The organism is Bradyrhizobium sp. SZCCHNR1098, assembly GCF_032489375.1.
Lineage (GTDB): Bacteria > Pseudomonadota > Alphaproteobacteria > Rhizobiales > Xanthobacteraceae > Bradyrhizobium.
In genome coordinates this window covers 32,915-46,572 of sequence record NZ_JAUEXY010000008.1, presented here as the reverse complement: position 1 = coordinate 46,572, position 13,658 = coordinate 32,915, and the positions used below count along the sequence as shown (strand labels likewise).

The following is a 13,658-nucleotide window of genomic DNA, read 5'->3' as shown; positions in this document are numbered from 1 at the left end:
TCAGCGGAGATCGATGTTCGTCTCTCTCGCGCTCACGGCGCTGCTCGTCGAGGCGGCGGTCGGTTATCCCCAGGTCCTGGTGCGGCGGATCGGCCATCCCGTGATGTGGATGGGTGCGCTGATAGCATGGGCGGACCGCCGCTGGAACGGGGCAGGAGACGGCTTTGCCGCGCGACGAGCCCGCGGCGTCGGGCTCGTCTGTCTGCTCGTGGCCGGCATGATGACCATCGGCCTCGCCGCAGCGTGGGTGATGCAGGCGGTCGTGGGCGAGCCGGTCGCAACGATCGTCCTTGGTGTGGCGGCAAGCAGCCTGCTGGCCCAGCGCAGTCTCGACACGCATGTTGCGGCGGTCGCGGAAGGACTGGAGCAGGAGGGGCTCGAGGGCGGCCGCAGAGCCGTCTCGATGATCGTCGGCCGCGATCCCGATCGGCTGGATGAAGCCGGCGTTGCGCGGGCCGCGATCGAGAGCCTGGCAGAAAACTTCTCCGATGGCGTCGTCGCACCCGTGTTCTGGCTCGTCGTCGGTGGTCTTCCTGGTATCCTGATCTACAAGGCTCTCAACACCGCGGACAGCATGATCGGTCATCTCTCGGACCGGCACCGCGCGTTCGGCTGGGCGGCGGCGCGGCTCGACGATCTCGTCAACTTGCCGGCCTCGCGCCTGTCCGCGCTGTGGATCGCAGCCGCTGCGGCCTGCATCCCGAGCGCCTCGGCTTCGGCCGCGGTGCGAGCCGTTGCACGTGATGCGTCGAAGCATCGTTCGCCCAATGCCGGCTGGCCGGAAGCGGCGATGGCTGGTGCGCTCGGACTGCGCCTGGCGGGGCCGCGCGTCTATCACGGTCATCTCGTCACCGATGCCTGGATGGGCGATGGGCACGCCGATCTCGACGCGTCCGACATCCGGAGCGCCTTGCGGCTGTATCGGCTGGCCTGTCTGGTTCAGGTCCTGGTCGTCGCAGGACTCGTCCTGGTCAGGATCCTGTAGCAACGACGGCCGGCGCGGGCTTGCTTGCCAATGCGAGGATACGGTCCACGTCAACGTAGCGCTCGAGATGCTCCGCGAGTGCATCCAACGTCGTGTCCACATCGATCTCATAGGAGAGGCCGCTGGTCGTCGCGTCGAGGCCGCGCAGCCAATGGCTGCGCAGGCCGTCGTCGGCGAACAGGCCATGCACGTAGCAGCCGGCTACCAGGCCATCAGGCGCGATGGCGCCATCGCGCCGGCCATCGGAGAAGGTCAGGAAGGGGCGCTGTGTCGCCCGTCCCTCCGTGTGGCCGATGTGCATCTCGTAGCCGCGGAACGAGAGCTTATCGTGCGTCAGCGTGCCCTGGACCTCGCGCAACGCCTTGTCATCGGTCAATGTCGTTTCGACGTCGAGCAGGCCAAGTCCCGCGACGGACTCGGGCGTGCCCTCGTGCCCATCGGGATCGCTGATCACACGCCCCAGCATCTGATAGCCGCCGCAGATGCCGAGCACGCGGCCGCTGCGGCGCAGATGCGCGATAAGATCGATGTCCCAGCCGACTTCACGCAAGGCGGCGAGATCGGCAATCGTGGCCTTCGAGCCCGGCAGGATCACCATCGATGCGTCGCCGGGGATCGGCGTGCCAGGCCGCAAAAACTGCAGATCGATTCCATCTTCCAGCCGCAACGGATCGAACTCGTCGAAATTGGAGATGCGCGGGTAGGCGAGGATGACGACCTTCGGCCGCTGTCCTCCCGATGATCCGCGTTCAGCCAGGCCAAGCGCGTCCTCCGCTGGCAGGCGGCGCGCATCCGAAAAATGCGGAATGAGCCCGAGCGATGTCCACCCCGTCCGCTTCTCGATCTCGTTCATGCCTGACGCAAACAAGGCCGGATCGCCGCGAAACTTGTTGACGAGGAAACCTGCCACGCGCGCGGCATCGTCCGGCGGGATCACAGTCCTGGTGCCGACCAGGCTCGCAATCACGCCGCCCCGATCGATATCGCCGATCAGCACCACCGGAATCTGCGTGGCTTGCGCAAAACCCATGTTGGCGATGTCGCCCGCGCGCAGGTTGATCTCGGAGGCGGAGCCCGCGCCTTCGACCAGCACGATGTCGGCATCCGCTGCGAGGTGATGGAAGCTGTCCAGCACGGCCGCCATCAGTTGCGGCTTCATCGCCTGATAGGCGGACGCCTTGGCGTTGCCGACCACGCGGCCCTGCACCACGACCTGCGACCCGATCTCACTCTGCGGCTTCAGCAGCACCGGGTTCATGTGCACGGTCGTCGGCCGCCGCGCCGCGCGCGCCTGCAGCGCCTGGGCACGGCCGATCTCGCCGCCATCAGCGGTGACGGCGGCGTTGTTCGACATGTTCTGCGGCTTGAACGGCGCCACCTTGAGGCCGCGCAATGTCAGCGCGCGCGCGAGCCCCGCGACGATCAGCGATTTGCCGACGTCGGAGCCGGTGCCCTGGAACATGATGGCGCGCGCGCTCATGGGCCTAGTACTCGATGCCTTCCTGCGCCTTCACGCCGGCCGCGAAATGATGCTTCACGAGGTTCATCTCGGTGACGAGATCGGCGGCCTCGATCAGCTCCGGCTTGGCGTTGCGCCCGGTGACGACGACGTGCAGATCGGGACGGCGCCCTGCGAGCGTGGCGACGACGTCTGCGATATCAAGGTGATCGTAGCGCAGCGCGATGTTGAGCTCATCGAGGACGAGCAGCCGGATCGACGGATCCGCCATCAGCTCCTTTGCCTTTGCCCAGGCGCGCTCGGCCGCGGCGACGTCGCGCGCGCGATCCTGCGTTTCCCAGGTGAAGCCCTCGCCGAGCGTGTGCCAGGAGACCTGATCGCCGAACTTCTCGATCGCCTTGCGCTCGCCGGTTTCCCACGCGCCCTTGCCGAACTGCACGACGCCGATGCGAAAACCGCGGCCGAGTGCGCGCAGCATCAGGCCCCAGGCCGCCGTCGATTTGCCCTTGCCCTTGCCGGTGTGAACGATCAGCAGGCCCTTCTCGACGGTCTTGGAGGCGACCTCGGCATCCTGCACCGCCTTGCGGTTCTCCATCTTCGCCTTGTGGCGTGAATCGTCGGCGCTTTCGGTCATCGGCATGTCCTTCCCGTTACTTCAATGTCAGCGGCAGGCCGGCCGCCATCAGGATCACGCGATCCGCCACGGCCGCGACGTCCTGGTTCAGTCGCCCCTGGGCATCGCGAAAGGCGCGCGCGAGCGCGTTGTCCGGCACGATACCCAGTCCGACCTCATTGGACACGGCAACGACGGGGCCAGGCGCGTCCCTGAACGCCTCGATCAGCTCGGCGCATCGTGCCGGAACGTTCATGTCGGCGAGCATCACATTGCTGAGCCACAGCGTCAGGCAATCGATCAGCATCGGCGCGCTCGAATTTGCCCGTGCACGGACCAGGCCTGCAAGATCATGCGTGGTCTCCAACGTCTGCCATCCCTCGGTGCGGCGCGCTTTGTGCTGCGCGATTCGGTCCTTCATCTCATCGTCGAACGCCTGCGCGGTCGCAACATAGGTCCAAGGTGCGGGAAGGGCGGTTACGAGCGCCTCGGCATGACGGCTCTTGCCGGAACGCGCGCCGCCGAGCACCAGGGTGAGGCGCGGCAGGGCGGGATGCGGGCGGGCGGGGACCATGGGGGACGATTCCGATTGACGGGCTTTGGCGCGACCCGTATCTAACAGATGACGGTTCTCCGAAAGGAGAGATTTAGGGAACACGGTGCGGGTTCTTGACCCAAGGCCGTGGCTGCCCCCGCAACTGTAATCGGCGAGTGTGAGGCCAAGACACCACTGGGAAACCGGGAAGGTGGCTTCATGCGGTGACCCGAGAGCCAGGAGACCTGCCGTCGACATTGCTGTTGGCCGACCCGTCGCGCGGGGAGTCGCGATGCTGGTTCTGATCCCGCCAGGATGGGCGGGATGCCGTCGGATGCAGCGCATCGTCCGGTCCTCTGGGGGAGCCGGCAAGCGACGGAGACGGCCATGAAGTTGACCCGTATCACGACCTTTGCAGCCGCGAGCCTGGTGCTGCTCGCCGCCGATCCCGCCTTCGCGCATCACATGATGGATGGCAAACTGCCGCAGACGTTTGCGCAGGGCCTGCTGTCCGGCCTCGGCCATCCTGTGATCGGAATCGACCATCTGGCCGCCATCGTCGGTGCGGGCATCGTCGCAGCATTTCTGGGCCGCGGCTTCGCGCCGGTGCTCGCCTTCACCACCGCGATGATCGCGGGCGTCGGTCTTCACGTGGCCAAGGCCAACATCCCGGCTGCCGAGCTGCTGGTCGGCCTGACCACCGCCGTGGTTGGGCTGGTGGTGGCGATGCGTGGCCGTTTCGGCGTGCTGCCCGTCGCCGGCCTGTTCGCCGTGACCGGCCTCGTCCACGGCTATGCGCTGGGTGAATCGATCGTTGGGGCCGAGAACACCCCGCTCGGGGCCTATCTCGTCGGTCTGCTCGTGATCCAGACCATCATCGCCGCCGGCGCGTTCCTCGGCACCAGGCTGCTGTCGGCGAAGGCCAAAGCGGCCGCACCGCTGGCGCTGCGGCTCGCGGGCGCTGCCATCGTGCTGGTGGGTGGGGTCGCCGCGGCGACGGCGGCCGGCGTGATCGGCTGATTGATGACCGCATCGGAGATTGGTGAGACGACGCTGTTCGTCTGCGTCACCTGCCGTTCGCAGGCGACGGAACCTACGCCGCCTGATCAGCCGCGGGCCGGAGCCCGTCTGCTCGCCGCGATCGAGACGTTGCCGACCGCGCAGCGCGCCGGTGTCGCCGTGGTCGGCGTCGAGTGCCTGTCCAACTGCAATCGTGCGTGCACGGTTGCAGTGACGGCGCCGGGCAAATGGACCTACGTGCTCGGCGCGCTCGATCCGGATCTGCATGTTCAGGATGTGCTGACATTCGCGCAGCTGCATCAGCGCCATGACGCCGGCCTGCCGGCCTGGCGCGAGCGTCCCGAATACATCCGCAAGAACACCGTTGCGCGCGTTCCCGCGCTGTCAGCACCACGCTGAAACGAGAGATCGTATCGCCATGACGAAGTCGTTCGCCAAGACGCCTTGCACCATCGTCACCGGTTTCCTCGGCGCCGGCAAGACCACGCTGGTGCGCAACCTGATCGAGACCGCGAACGGTCGCCGGCTCGCCATCATCGTCAACGAGTTCGGCGATGTCGGCATCGACGGCGACATCCTGAAAGGCTGCGGCGTGCCGGACTGTCCGGAGGATCGCATCGTCGAGCTGTCGAACGGCTGTCTGTGCTGCACCGTTGCCGATGATTTCGTGCCCGCGCTCAGGAGCCTGCTGGATCAGAAGGAGCCGCCCGAGCATATCGTGATCGAGACCTCGGGGCTCGCGCTGCCGAAGCCGCTGGTGCAGGCCTTCAACTGGCCGGAGATCGCGACGCGCGTCACCGTCGACGGTGTGGTGGCGGTCGTCGACGGCCCGGCGGTGGTCGCGGGACGCTTCGCCGACGATCCCGAAGCGCTCGCCGCGCAGCGCGCCAGTGATGCTTCACTCGATCACGACAACCCGCTGGAGGAGGTCTACGAGGACCAGCTGCTGTGCGCCGATCTCGTTGTGATGAACAAGAGCGACCTGATGAGCGAGGAGCAGCGCAAGGATGTCGCGGCCGAGATCACGGCGAAGGTGCAGCGTGCCGTCAAGGTGATCGCGACGGAGCACGGCAGGCTGTCGGCTTCAATTCTGCTCGGGCTCGGTGCCGCAGCGGAGGACGATCTCGCGGCCCGACCGTCACATCACGACAACGAGGCCGAGCACGACCACGACGATTTCGAGAGTTTCGTGCTCGACGTTCCGGCGCAGGCTTCGCCCGATGCGCTCGTCGACCGCATCGCGGCCGCCGTCGACGCGCATGACGTATTGCGCGTGAAGGGGTTCGTGGAAGTCGCCGGCAAGCCGCTGCGCCTCCTGGTGCAGGCCGTCGGCAACCGCATCCAGCATCAGTTCGAGCGCCCGTGGCGATCCGGCGAATCGCGGCAGGGGCGGCTGGTGATCATCGGCGAGCGCGGCCTCGATGCCGCCGCCATCCAGAGCCTGATCACAGGATAGGCGGGACCGATGCACCTGCTGGCGACAACGGGCGCGGATCTCGACGACCTCGAACAGGCCGTGGATCTTGCGCAGTCGCCGGCCGAAATCGTCGTGCTGTCGTTCTCGGATAGCGACTTGTCGGCATTGGCCGAGGCCTGGACCGCGTCGTCGGATGAGCTGCCGAGCCTGCGCCTCGCGAGCCTGAAACGGCTGAAGCATCCGATGTCGGTCGATCTCTATGTCGACCGCGTCGTGCTGGGCGCGCGCGCCGTCGTCGTGCGCTGTCTCGGCGGGCTCGACTATTGGCGCTACGGGCTGGAGCGCATCGCATCGGTCTGCCGCAGCCGCCACATCCTGTTCGCGGCACTGCCGGGTGATGATCGCGCCGACGAGAGGCTCGATGCGCTCTCGACCCTGCCGCAGGACGCGACCTCGCGTCTCTACGGCTATCTGCACGAGGGCGGCGTCGGCAATGCGCGCGAGGCCCTGCGCTATCTCGCGACGCTGCTCGGGCGCGACGCGCATTTTGCGGAGCCGGTCGCGATCGGTTCGATCGTCGGCTTCATGCCCGATCGCGGAGCCGTCGGCATCGATGATCTCTGCGGCCACGATGATGCGCGGCCCACCGCGTTGATCGTGTTCTACCGTGCGGGCCTGCTCGCCGCGGATACGGCAGGGATCGCGGACCTGATGCGGGCGCTCGAAGGTGAAGGGCTGGCGGCAGTCGCGGTCGCGGTGACCAGCCTGAAGGATCCCAATATCGGGGATGCACTGGCGCGACTCGTCCAGCGCCGGCGTCCTGCGATCATTTTGAACGCCACCGCGTTCTCGGCGCTGCGCGACGACGGCACCACGGTGCTCGACCTCGCGGACGCGCCGGTCTTGCAGATCATCCAGGCGCAGAGCACCGAAGAGGCCTGGGCCTCGTCGGCGCGCGGACTGTCGCCGACGGATCTGGCCATGAATGTCGTTCTGCCGGAGCTCGACGGCCGACTGTTGGCGCGCCCGATTGCGTTCAAGGGCGAAGCGCCCGCGGATGAGCGTCTGCAGTTCGGCACGATGCGCTATGTGCCCCGACACGACCGCATCGCTTACGTCGCCCGGCTCGCGGCGCGATGGGCGCGGCTGCGGGCGCTGCCGGCAAGCGAGCGGCGCGTGGCGCTGCTGCTCTCCGACTATCCGGCGCGCGGCGGGCGCCGCGGCTACGCTGTCGGTCTCGACACCAGCGAAAGCGCAGCCGCCATTGCGCGGCTGTTGGCGGAGGCGGGGTACGATATCGGCCGCGCAGCGCCGACCGCCGAAGATGTCGACGCGCTGCTGCGGGACGAGGCAGATGAGCTCGTCGTGCCGCTCGCGGCCTATCGGTGTGCTCTGGCGCTGTTGCCGGACGATCTGCAGCGTGCCTTGCATGACAATTGGGGAGAGGCGGAAGCCGACCCGGCGGTTCGAGATGGCGCCTTTCGTTTTTCGGTGCTGCACGCCGGACAACTATCGATCCTGCTACAGCCGGATCGTGGCAATCGCGCCGATCGCAAGTCTGGCTACCATGACACGAGCGTGCCTCCGCGGCACGCCTATGTCGCGCTCTATGCGCATCTGCGTGAGGCCGAGCGGATCGATGCGCTGATTCATCTCGGTGCGCATGGCACACTGGAATGGCTGCCGGGCAAGGCGCTGGCGCTGTCAAATGCGTGCTGGCCGGAGGCCGTGCTGGGTCCGCTGCCGGTGATCTATCCCTTCATCGTCAACAATCCCGGCGAAGCGATGCAGGCCAAGCGGCGGTTGTCGGCACTGACGCTCGGGCATCTGACGCCGCCGCTGTCGCAGGCCGGTCTGCACGGACCGTTGCTGGAGTTGGAGGGGCTGGTCGAGGAATATGCCGAGGCGGATGGCCTCGACAAACGCCGGCTCGGACTCCTTGAGGACGAGATTGTCGCGCGGGCCTGGCAGAGCGGCCTGGCCGCCGATTGCGGGCTCGACCGCGCAATGACCGGACGCGAGGCGATCGCACAGCTCGATGCGCAGCTCTGCGACATCAAGGAGCTCGCGGTGCGCGACCGCCTGCATGTGTTCGGGGAAGCGCCCGACACGGCGGCGACCGGCCTGCTTGCGGACGCGATCACGGCGGCCATGGGGCCGGCGGCCGCGACGGTCGATCGCGCCGACATCGCCGCACGGATCGCCGCGAGCGCTGCAGCCGAAGGTAGCGCGTTGCTCGCGGCACTCGACGGTCGCCGCGTCGCTGCCGGTCCCGCCGGCGCGCCGAGCCGCGGCCGGCTCGACGTGTTGCCCACGGGGCGCAATCTCACCGCGATCGACCCGCGTGCGATCCCGACCCGGACCGCCGCTGTGGTCGGCGTACGCGCGGCTGACGAGGTGATCCGGCGCTATTTGCAGGATCATGGTGACTACCCGCGCGCGCTCATGCTCGATCTCTGGGCGTCCGCATCGCTGCGCACGGGCGGTGACGATCTGGCCCAGGCCTTGGCTTATCTGGGCGTGCGGCCGCGCTGGGACCTGAACTCCAATCGTGTCACCGGCGTCGACGTACTGCCGTTGGCGATGCTCGACCGCCCGCGCATCGATGCGACGCTGCGGATCTCGGGGCTGTTTCGCGACCTGTTCGAAGCGCAGATCGCGCTGTTCGATCTCGCCGTGCAGAAAGTGGCGTCTCTCGACGAGGACGATGCCGACAATCCGCTGGCCGCGGCACGGCGGCGCGGCGAGAGCCTCGCGCGCGTGTTCGGCGGGGCGCCTGGCAGCTACGGTGCCGTTGCCGCCGACCTTGCGCTCGGAATGGACTGGACGAGCCGGTGGCAGCTCGGCGAGGCGTATCTCGAGAGCGCCGCTTATAGCTTTGGCGGGACGCATGACGGCGCGTCTGCTTCCGACACGTTCCGCGCCCGCGTCCGCAGTGCCGACGCCCTCGTGCATCCGCAGGACGATCGTGAGCGCGACCTGCTCGATGGCGAGGAGGCCGCCGACTTTGCCGGAGGCTTCGCAGCCGCTGCAGCGTCGCTCGGCGCGTCGCCGACGCTGCTGCATCTCGACACCAGCCGTCCGGAGGCGCCGGCGGCGCGGAGCTTCAGCGAGGAGATTGCCCGCGTGGTGCGCGGCCGTCTCACCAATCCGCGCTGGATTGCGGGAATGCTTGCGCATGGCTATCGCGGCGTCGCCGAGATCGCGCAGGGCGTCGACGCGCTCTACGCCTTTGCGGCCACCTCCGACACCGTTGCCGAGCACCTGTTCGATCTGGCGCATGGGGCGCTGCTGCGTGACGAGGCCGTGCTGGACGGCATGACCGCACGCAATCCCGCGGCCGTCGCCGCGATCGTGGCGCGATTCGAAGACGCGCTGCGACGGCAGCTGTGGGTGCCACGCCGAAATGCCGTCGCCGATGAGCTTGCGCATGCGCGCACGCGCCTGACGCAAGCGGAGAGCGCGTCATGACCGCCTCGGTCGAGATCAAGGGCTGGTGCCCGGGCGCGCGGCGGCCGATGCCGAGCGGCGACGGCCTCATCGTTCGTGTCCGGCCGCATGGCGGCGCGTTGCCGGTGTCGGCGCTGCGCGAGCTTGCCGAGGCCGCTCGGCGCTACGGCAACGGCCAGATCGACCTCACGCGCCGCGCCAATCTGCAAATACGTGGCGTATCGTCCGAGACGCTCGCGCCGCTGTGGGAGCTGATGGCATCGCTCGGCCTGCTCGATGACAGCGCCGAGCTCGAGGCCATCCGCAACATCGTCGTCAATCCGCTGGCGGGACTCGACCCGGCCGAATGGGTCGACATGCGTCCCGTCGCTGCCGAGCTGGAGACGCTGCTGGCCTCGGATCAGGCGCTCCATGCGCTGCCGCCCAAGTTCGGCTTTGCGCTGGATGGCGGCGGCAGGCTGCCGCTGACCGGGCTCGCCGCGGATATTCGTCTCGTCGCCTGTGGTGGCACCGAGGCAAGGCGGATCGCCGTCGGCATTGCCGGTTCGAACGACTATGTGTGGCTGGGAACGGCAGCCGTGACCGACGCGGCGTCGACGGCCGTTCACCTCGCGCGGCTGGTGCTGCAACACAGCCCGACGCGACGTTCCGCGACGTTGCAGCCGCAAGCGAGCGCTGCCATCCGCGCTGAACTGGGCCTCGATGTTTCAAACGCCGTCGCGACGGCGTCAGCAACCATTTCGCAGCGACGTTGCGGCATCATTGCCCTGACGGATCAAACCTGCGCCGTCGGTCTCGGCGTGCCATTCGGCCGCATCGATAGCGGCACGCTGGCGCGGCTTGCGGCCATGCTCGCGGCACACGATGTTGCCGAGGTCCGCCTGTCACCATGGCGTGCGCTGTATGTCGCCGCGGGCGCCGTGACCGCGGAGCAACTGGTGGCGGATGCCGCCCGGCTCGGCCTGGTCGTCGACGATGCCGATCCATTGATGCGCATCGACGCCTGCTCGGGCGCCGGCTGCTGTCCATCGACCGGACTGGCGACGCGACAGCATGCCCGCGTGCTCGCGGATGCGATGGCCCGGACCGGATTCAACGGCACGCTGCACGTCTCCGGCTGCGCCAAGGGCTGCGCACGCTCGGCAGCCGCGGACGTCGTGCTGGTCGGCGAGGGCGAAGGTTATCACATCGTCCGCAACGGCACGGTGAAGAGCGAATCCTGCGGCATGCTCGATCCCACTGAGACCGACGTCGACGGGCTGTTCGAAACGAAAGAAAAGGCCGATGTCTGAGCTGCGCGACTACATCAAGGACGGGGCGGAGATCTATCGCCGTTCGTTCGCGACCATCCGCGCCGAGGCCGATCTGTCGCGCTTCCACGGACTGGAAGAGAAGATCGCCGTGCGCATCATCCATGCCTGCGGCATGGTCGAGATCACCTCCGACATCGCCATGTCCGAACACTTCGCCGCCGAAGCGCGGGCGGCGCTCGATCGTGGCGCGCCAATCCTGTGCGACGCCAAGATGGTGGCGCAGGGGATCACGCGGGCGCGGCTGCCGGCGAGGAACGAGATCATCTGCACGCTCGATGCTCCCGCCGTGCCGGCGCTTGCGGAGCAGCTCGGCACGACGCGGTCCGCGGCAGCGCTGGAGCTGTGGCGGCCGCATCTCGGCGGCGCGCTGGTGGCGATCGGCAACGCGCCGACGTCGCTGTTTCATCTGCTCGACATGCTCGATCAGGGCGCGCCGCGACCGGCTGCGGTGATCGGAACGGCCGTTGGGTTCGTCGGAGCCCGGGAATCCAAGGAGGCGCTCGCGGTGGACGGCCGTGTGCCCTATCTGATCGTGAGGGGTCGCAAGGGCGGCAGCGCCATGGCGGTCGCGGCGGTGAATGCGATCGCGAGCGACGTCGAATGAGCCTGCTCGACACCATCGCGGGCTCGGCCGATCCGGGTACGCTGTACGGCATCGGCGTCGGTCCGGGCGACGTTCGCTATCTGACCTTGCGCGCCGCTGGTCTGGTTCGGTCCGTCGACGTGGTGGCGTTCTTTGCCAAGCGCGGCATGGAAGGCAACGCGCGACGGATCGTGGCGCCGTTGATGGAATCGGGCCGGCACGAGCTGCGGCTCGAATATCCGGTCACGGAGGAATTGCCCGTTGCCGACCTGTTCTATCAGTCCCAGATCGCCGACTTCTACCGACGTGCGTCGGACAGCATCACCGCGCATCTGGCGGCGGGGCGATCGGTCGGTCTGCTATCCGAAGGCGACCCGTTCTTCTACGGCTCGTTCATGCATATGTGGCGGCGGCTCGAGCGCGATCATCCGGTCGAGGTCGTCCCGGGCGTAACCGGCATGTCCGGCTGCTGGACCAAGGCCAATGTTCCAATCACCTGGGGCGACGACGTCCTCTCCGTGCTGCCGGGCACGCTGGGCGAGGACGTCCTGCATGACCGGCTGACGCGTTGTGAGGCCGCCGTCATCATGAAGGTCGGGCGCAACCTCACCAAGGTGAAGCGCGCGATCATCAGCGCCGGCTTGCTCGATCGCGCGCTCTATGTCGAGCGCGGCACGATGGAGGCGCAGCGTGTCGCGCCCCTGGCCGAGGTGGAGCTGGAGCGCGGCCCCTATTTCTCGATGATCCTGATCCCCGGACAGGGGCGACGGCTATGACGGGCACGCTGACCATCGTCGGCGTCGGCCCGGGGCGAGCCGAACTGATCACGCCGGCCGCCTCGGCCGCCATCGCTCGCGCGACCGATCTGATCGGTTATGGACCGTATCTCGACAGAGTGACCACGACGAGTCCGGGCCAGATCCGGCACGCCAGCGACAATCGCGTCGAGCTCGACCGCGCCCGCCACGCACTCGGGCTCGCAAGCGACGGCAAGCAGGTCGCGGTGGTGTCGGGCGGTGATCCCGGCGTCTTCGCGATGGCCGCAGCGGTGTTCGAAGCGGTCGAGGCGGGACCGGCGGCCTGGCGCGACCTCGACATCCGTGTCGAGCCTGGTGTCACGGCCATGCTGGCAGCCGCGGCCGAGGTCGGGGCGCCGCTCGGTGGCGACTTCTGTGCGATCTCGCTGTCTGACAATCTCAAGAGCTGGACGACCATCCGCCGCCGCCTGGAGGCGGCCGCTGCAGCTGATTTCGTCATCGCGCTGTATAATCCGCTGTCCAAGGCGCGCCCGCATCAGCTGGGCGAGGCGTTCGCGCTGCTGCGGCAGATCAAGCCGGCTTCGACTATCGTCATCCTGGTGCGGGCCGCGGGCAGTGGTGATGTCAGACAGATCATCACCACGCTGGGCGAGGTGGATCCCGACAGGGCGGACATGCGCACGCTCGTGCTGATCGGATCGACGGCCACGCGCCTGATCGCGCGCGGGCGCCAGCCGCCCTTCGTCTATACGCTGCGTCGTGAAGTCGAGGGCGGCGCATGAGCGAGCTGCGCCTCCAGCCACAGCAACGCGGCCCGCGCGCCGTCCAGCGCGACGCCATGCGGCTTCACGGGGCGGGTGATCATCACCACCGGAATCGCGAGCCGTCGCGCGGCTGCGATCTTCGGGTAGGTCGCGGCTCCGCCGGAGTTTTTCGACACCACGAAGGCGATGCGCTCCTGGATCAGAAAGGCTTCCTCTGTCGGCTCGTCGAACGGCCCCCGATCATGGACGAAGCGAATGTCGGAGGGCAGCAGGACGTCACCAGGCGGATCGATGGTTCGGGCGACATAGTGATGCTGCGGGGCTGCCCCGAAGGCTGCGAGCTCCAGGCGACCAAGGCTGAGGAACACACGCGCCGGATCGGCTCCGAGCGCCGAAGCCGCGTCGTCGGCACTGTCGACCTCGATCCAGCGGTCGCCGGCCTGACGTTGCCAGGCCGCGCGCCGGATCGACGCCAGCGGCACCGACAGCGCATGGCAGGCTGCGACGGCATGGCGCGAGATCTGGTCGGCGTAGGGATGCGTGGCATCGATGACGGCGTCGATCGCATGATCCCGCAGCCAGGCTTCCAGTCCGGCGATGCCGCCGAAGCCGCCGATGCGCGTCGGCAGCGGCTGCGGTTTGGGCGAAGCGGTGCGGCCGGCGAGCGAGAGCGTCGCTGCGAACCGGTCGTCGCCGGCGAGCAGCTTCGCCAGCTCCGAAGCCTCGGTCGTCCCGCCGAGAATGAGGATGCGCATGCGGGG

The 13,658-nt window shown here is 68.1% G+C and carries 13 protein-coding genes and 1 riboswitch; of the genes, 9 read left to right on the top strand and 4 right to left on the bottom strand.

The genetic code is table 11. From position 1 onward, the window contains the following. The first annotated feature begins 13 nt into the window (after window positions 1-13). On the top strand, window positions 14-985 hold the full coding sequence (gene cbiB / locus QX135_RS18035) for an adenosylcobinamide-phosphate synthase CbiB (RefSeq protein WP_316179293.1): 972 nt from the start codon (window positions 14-16) through the stop codon (window positions 983-985). On the opposite strand, the gene QX135_RS18030 is transcribed toward cbiB, so the two are convergent. Genes QX135_RS18030 through cobU form a run of 3 tightly spaced genes read right to left on the bottom strand, consistent with a single transcriptional unit; the run spans window position 972 to window position 3,631 of the window. Continuing rightward, on the bottom strand, window positions 972-2,465 hold the full coding sequence (locus QX135_RS18030) for a cobyric acid synthase (RefSeq protein WP_316179295.1): 1,494 nt from the start codon (window positions 2,463-2,465) through the stop codon (window positions 972-974). The two genes, cbiB and QX135_RS18030, sit on opposite strands and share 14 nt — an antisense overlap. 4 nt (window positions 2,466-2,469) lie before the next feature. Beyond that, on the bottom strand, window positions 2,470-3,078 hold the full coding sequence (gene cobO, locus QX135_RS18025) for a cob(I)yrinic acid a,c-diamide adenosyltransferase (protein WP_315799166.1): 609 nt from the start codon (window positions 3,076-3,078) through the stop codon (window positions 2,470-2,472). A gap of 16 nt (window positions 3,079-3,094) precedes the next feature. Then, window positions 3,095-3,631: a bifunctional adenosylcobinamide kinase/adenosylcobinamide-phosphate guanylyltransferase gene (cobU, locus tag QX135_RS18020; RefSeq protein WP_315799165.1), complete on the bottom strand. Its 537-nt coding sequence runs from the start codon at window positions 3,629-3,631 to the stop codon at window positions 3,095-3,097. 35 nt (window positions 3,632-3,666) lie between these two features. Beyond that, a riboswitch (cobalamin riboswitch) is annotated at window positions 3,667-3,860 on the top strand. 119 nt (window positions 3,861-3,979) lie between these two features. Here cobU and QX135_RS18015 point away from each other — a divergent pair. The 8 genes from QX135_RS18015 to cobJ are packed head-to-tail and all read left to right on the top strand — an operon-like array spanning window position 3,980 to window position 12,915. Beyond that, window positions 3,980-4,612 (top strand): HupE/UreJ family protein, encoded by a 633-nt coding sequence (locus QX135_RS18015; protein ID WP_316179298.1) that lies wholly within the window; start codon window positions 3,980-3,982, stop codon window positions 4,610-4,612. A 3-nt stretch (window positions 4,613-4,615) separates the two neighbouring features. Continuing rightward, entirely contained in the window at window positions 4,616-5,011 is a 396-nt protein-coding gene (locus QX135_RS18010) for a DUF1636 domain-containing protein (protein WP_316179300.1), read from the top strand. Between the two features lie 19 nt (window positions 5,012-5,030). After that, entirely contained in the window at window positions 5,031-6,068 is a 1,038-nt protein-coding gene (gene cobW / locus QX135_RS18005; RefSeq protein WP_315799163.1) for a cobalamin biosynthesis protein CobW, read from the top strand. 9 nt (window positions 6,069-6,077) lie between these two features. After that, window positions 6,078-9,500 (top strand): cobaltochelatase subunit CobN, encoded by a 3,423-nt coding sequence (gene cobN / locus QX135_RS18000; RefSeq protein WP_316162615.1) that lies wholly within the window; start codon window positions 6,078-6,080, stop codon window positions 9,498-9,500. Beyond that, a complete protein-coding gene (cobG, locus tag QX135_RS17995; RefSeq protein WP_316162614.1) occupies window positions 9,497-10,771 on the top strand; it encodes a precorrin-3B synthase in 1,275 nt (424 codons plus the stop codon). The genes cobN and cobG overlap by 4 nt, the downstream gene beginning before the upstream one ends. Next, window positions 10,764-11,396 carry a precorrin-8X methylmutase gene (locus QX135_RS17990; protein ID WP_316162612.1) on the top strand — a complete coding sequence of 211 codons (633 nt, stop codon included), beginning with the start codon at window positions 10,764-10,766 and terminating at the stop codon, window positions 11,394-11,396. The genes cobG and QX135_RS17990 overlap by 8 nt, the downstream gene beginning before the upstream one ends. Continuing rightward, the gene (locus QX135_RS17985) at window positions 11,393-12,151 is read left to right on the top strand and encodes a precorrin-2 C(20)-methyltransferase (RefSeq protein ID WP_316162610.1); all 759 of its coding nucleotides are present in this window, start codon (window positions 11,393-11,395) and stop codon (window positions 12,149-12,151) included. Before QX135_RS17990 ends, QX135_RS17985 begins: the two co-directional genes overlap by 4 nt. Beyond that, window positions 12,148-12,915 (top strand): precorrin-3B C(17)-methyltransferase, encoded by a 768-nt coding sequence (cobJ, locus tag QX135_RS17980; RefSeq protein WP_316162608.1) that lies wholly within the window; start codon window positions 12,148-12,150, stop codon window positions 12,913-12,915. Before QX135_RS17985 ends, cobJ begins: the two co-directional genes overlap by 4 nt. On the opposite strand, the gene QX135_RS17975 is transcribed toward cobJ, so the two are convergent. Then, window positions 12,879-13,652 carry a cobalt-precorrin-6A reductase gene (locus QX135_RS17975; protein WP_316162606.1) on the bottom strand — a complete coding sequence of 258 codons (774 nt, stop codon included), beginning with the start codon at window positions 13,650-13,652 and terminating at the stop codon, window positions 12,879-12,881. The genes cobJ and QX135_RS17975 overlap by 37 nt on opposite strands. Between the last annotated feature and the right edge of the window lie 6 nt (window positions 13,653-13,658).